Genomic DNA, 3,644 nt, shown 5'->3' with positions numbered 1-3,644 from the left:
GGCGCCATCGAGAGCGTGCACGGTCATCTCAAGAAGGTGATCGAGGATGCCCTGCTGCTGCGCGGCGCGCGCGACTTCGCCGATCTGTCTGCCTACCGCCGCTTCATCGACGAGGTGATCGGACGTCGCAATGCCCGCGTGGCCCCGCGCATCGCAGTCGAGCGCGCTGCCCTCCACGAACTGCCGGACCGGCGCACCGCCGATTACGAGGATGCCATCGTCACGGTGACCTCGACCAGCGGCTTCGTGCTGCGCAAGGTGTTCTACAGCGTACCCTCGCGCCTGATCGGTCATCGGCTGCGGGTGCGCCTGTTTGACGATCGCCTCGAGGTCTATCTCGGCGGCACGCACCAGATGACGCTGCCACGCGGGCGGGCCCATCCCAATGGCCGGCATGGGCATGTGGTCGATTACCGGCACGTGATCCACTCGCTGCGGCGCAAGCCCATGGCCCTGATGGGGCTGGTCTACCGCGATCAGCTCTTCCCTCGCCAAGCCTATGCCCGTGCCTTCGAGGCGATGATGGGCAAGCTTCCCGCCCGGATCACCTGCCGCACCATGGTCGACCTGCTCGCCCTGGCGCATGAACGCGCCTGCGAGGCCGAACTCGCCGCGTGCCTCGACGCGGATTTGAAGGCCGGCCGGCTGCCGGATCTCAAGAGCTTGCGCGCCCTCTTCAGTCCGGATGCCGGTGCCGTGCCCACCATCACGGTCTCTCATGTGCCCCTGAGTGCCTACGAGGAACTCGCCCGCGTGGATCAGGGAGAGGTCGCATGACGAGCCCTGATGCCATTGATGCCGGTCGCCTGACCCTGGCGCTCAACGACCTGCGGCTGCCGGCGATCAAGACGATCTGGCCGGACTTCGCCGCCCGCGCCGACAAGGAAGGCTGGCCGGCGGCGCGCTTCCTGGCGGCTCTGGCCGAGCACGAGATGGCCGAGCGCGCCAGCCGGCGCATCCAGCGCCATCTCGACGAGGCCCGTCTTCCGCCCGGCAAGACCCTCGACAGCTTCGACTTCTCCGCGGTGCCGATGATCAGCAAGGCGCAGGTGATGGCGCTGGCGGCCGGCGACAGCTGGCTCGAGAAGGGGGCCAATCTGTTGATGTTCGGCCCGCCGGGCGGGGGCAAATCGCACTTGGCGAGCGCTCTGGGCCTGGCCCTGGTGGAGAACGGCTGGCGGGTGCTGTTCGCCCGCACGACCGATCTGGTGCAGAAGCTGCAGAGCGCGCGGCGGGATCTGCAGCTCGAGGCGGCGATTGCCAAACTCGACAAGTACCACCTGCTGATCCTGGATGACCTCGCCTATGTCAGCAAGGATCAGGCGGAAACCAGCGTGATCTTTGAACTCATCGGCGCCCGGTACGAGCGTCGCTCGCTCTTGATTACGGCCAATCAGCCCTTTGGAGCCTGGAATTCGGTCTTTCCGGATCAAGCGATGACGCTCGCCGCGGTGGATCGTTTGGTGCATCACGCGACGATCTTCGAGATGAATGTCGAAAGCTATCGCCGCAGAGAAGCCTTCGAGCGCAAACGCGGACCGGGCCGCCCACCGACGCGCGCGACACTCAACGCCTCATCCTGATTGACGCTCGCAGCGACAATCAAGAAAGCGCTTGCATCTGTGTCGCGGCGCGACAATCATTGTCCGGCCGCGACAGCAAATCATCAGCTAGATCGCCGCGCTCCTCCAATCCAGATCGTCGCGCAATACAGAAGGCTCGCTTGACCCGGCTTACCCACCCAGCCGCTGCATTCGGTGATGGGTCTCACGATGAGAACGCTTGATCATCCGCCTCATACGAGTCGAGGTAAGAGCCGATCCCAATTACCTCCTTTTTCGAGGCTGCGGTGTGTTGCGTGGATTGGATAGTGGCTGGCGGCCAGCCTTCTTCGTCCCAGGCATCGTCTGCGCTGACGGGGACGAGATCCGCATCTCCGTCAAGATCTCCAGCAAGGCGAGGTCGGCAGGGCCAGGCGGTGCGTTGGCCCGGGGCTGGTCACCGTAGAGTGTCGCGGCCAGGGAATGGCGGAACGGCAAGGGCTCACCGCGTTCCTTCGCTGCCAGGCAGAAGTCGAGTGTCTCGGCGTCGGGCGCCACGATAATGCCAAAGCCGGCATGGAACGGCCCTGCATCGAACAGCCGCAAGCCGATGACAGCATCTTCGGAGGCGGAGACCTCGAGGGCCTCGTCGACGAGCCAGACGCGACGCTGTCCGGCCAGCAGATCCTCCAGCCAGAGTCCGGCGGCCTCATGCCGCTCGGCCACCCGGAAGATCGAGAACCACGCCCCGGCCATGCGCTCGGCCAAGGCCCAATCCACCTCGGTCATGCTCTCGCCTTTCTCGGCGAGAAAGCGGTCGAAAGCACGCCGGCCACGCTGGTTCGGCTCGAACAGTGCGACATCGACCAGCATTTCGGCTGTGAACTCCTCCTCCAGCGCCTCCGCCTCAGCCCACGGAGCAACCTGCCTGATGGCCCGGTTCAGATCCGCCCGGCCGCACGCCTTCGTCGCTTCGCTCAGCACACGGCGGATCCCTGCCCGGATCGGGCGATAGGGCGCCAGAATCTCGGTCCGGGTCATGGCCGCCCTCTCATGATCGCGTTCCCGTCAGTCAAACGCTGGCAGATCAGGGCACAGGCGAGGCGCCGAAGTCGTAGGGGATCGGCTGTTTGGGGGCGGATTGCAAGGGATGACGGCTGCGGCTCCCATTGCGGTGATGGTCGAGCGTAACGCATTGCTGTCATAGGCCTTAGAGGCAAGGACGTGTCGGGCCTGCGAGCAAGACCGGCGCTTGCGTAACATCGCCCCGCTGGCCCGAGCGCAGACGATGCTCATACCCCGTAGAGACGGCAACCAGGGTCAGCGCCGCAGAAGCTGCATCTTTGTCCGCGCCTGCCAGCCTTGGCGTTCGAGTTCCGGCGTGTCATCGGTGTGAGCAGGATAGCCCAGACACAGGTAGCCGATAAACGTCCAGTGCGAAGGTACCTCCAGGATCATGGCAACGGTGGCAGGATCCAGGATCGACACCCAGCCGACCCCGATTCCCTCGACCCGCGCCGCCAGCCACAGGGTGTGGATGGCCATCACGGCCGAATACTGCACAGTCTCGGGCATGGTGCGCCGGCCCAGGCCATGACCTTGCAGCGTGGTGCCCTCGGCAAATACGGCCAGATGAACCGGCGCCTCCTGCAAGCCGGCCAGCTTGAGCCTGGCATAAACCTGAGCGCGCTCCACAGGTTCATCCATCAGGGCCTGCGCGTTGCAGACCTCAAAGTTCTGGACGATAGCGGCTCGCCGTTGCGGATTCTCAACGAGAACGAAGCGCCAGGGCTGGCTCAGGCCCACCGAAGGTGCCAGATGAGCTAGTTCAAGCAGACCCGTGAGCACGTCTGGCGAGATCGGAGTTGACCGGAAGTGACGAACATCCCGGCGCCAGACGAACAGCTCGCGAAGCTGATGGCGGAACCCCTGCGCAAAGTTAGGGATAGGCGGTGAACGTCCAGTCCTCATACGGGCTCTATTCTCTTACTCCGGGGATTCTGGTCAAGCCCTTGGAGCGGCCCTTTCCGTCAGTTCGGCTGATATCACCTGTCGGGTCATGGTTCTCTCCGCGGTCGGCAGACACCGCCGCATGATGGGGTC

4 protein-coding genes are annotated in these 3,644 nt (G+C 64.7%); 2 read left to right on the top strand and 2 right to left on the bottom strand.

All coding sequences use genetic code 11. From position 1 onward, the window contains the following. The coding region (locus JKL46_RS34325; protein WP_425493357.1) for a Mu transposase domain-containing protein at positions 1-777 on the top strand (777 nt) is incomplete at its 5' end. Beyond that, a complete protein-coding gene (gene istB / locus JKL46_RS34320; protein ID WP_201842894.1) occupies positions 774-1,583 on the top strand; it encodes an IS21-like element helper ATPase IstB in 810 nt (269 codons plus the stop codon). The genes JKL46_RS34325 and istB, both read left to right, overlap by 4 nt. Positions 1,584-1,826: 243 nt before the next feature. Here the strand turns inward: istB and JKL46_RS34315 are convergent, their stop codons facing one another. Both JKL46_RS34315 and bluB read right to left on the bottom strand, forming a co-directional pair. Beyond that, the gene (locus tag JKL46_RS34315) at positions 1,827-2,582 is read right to left on the bottom strand and encodes a DUF7986 domain-containing protein (RefSeq protein ID WP_009495278.1); all 756 of its coding nucleotides are present in this window, start codon (positions 2,580-2,582) and stop codon (positions 1,827-1,829) included. A 279-nt stretch (positions 2,583-2,861) separates the two neighbouring features. After that, complete coding sequence (bluB, locus tag JKL46_RS34310) at positions 2,862-3,512, bottom strand: 5,6-dimethylbenzimidazole synthase (protein ID WP_009495277.1); 651 nt, start codon at positions 3,510-3,512, stop codon at positions 2,862-2,864. Between the last annotated feature and the right edge of the window lie 132 nt (positions 3,513-3,644).

It is taken from the genome of Microvirga zambiensis WSM3693, from assembly GCF_016735695.1.
GTDB classification, from domain to species: Bacteria; Pseudomonadota; Alphaproteobacteria; order Rhizobiales; family Beijerinckiaceae; genus Microvirga; species Microvirga zambiensis.
Note: the sequence above shows the minus strand (reverse complement) of the source record. Positions and strands in the feature narration are given on the sequence as shown.

Excerpts from the sequence above, each read along its gene's own strand:
- istB (WP_201842894.1), top strand. The coding sequence starts at position 774 with ATGACGAGCCCTGATGCCATTGATGCCGGTCGCCTGACCCTGGCGCTC.
- JKL46_RS34315 (WP_009495278.1), bottom strand. The coding sequence starts at position 2,582 with ATGACCCGGACCGAGATTCTGGCGCCCTATCGCCCGATCCGGGCAGGG.
- bluB (WP_009495277.1), bottom strand. The coding sequence starts at position 3,512 with ATGAGGACTGGACGTTCACCGCCTATCCCTAACTTTGCGCAGGGGTTC.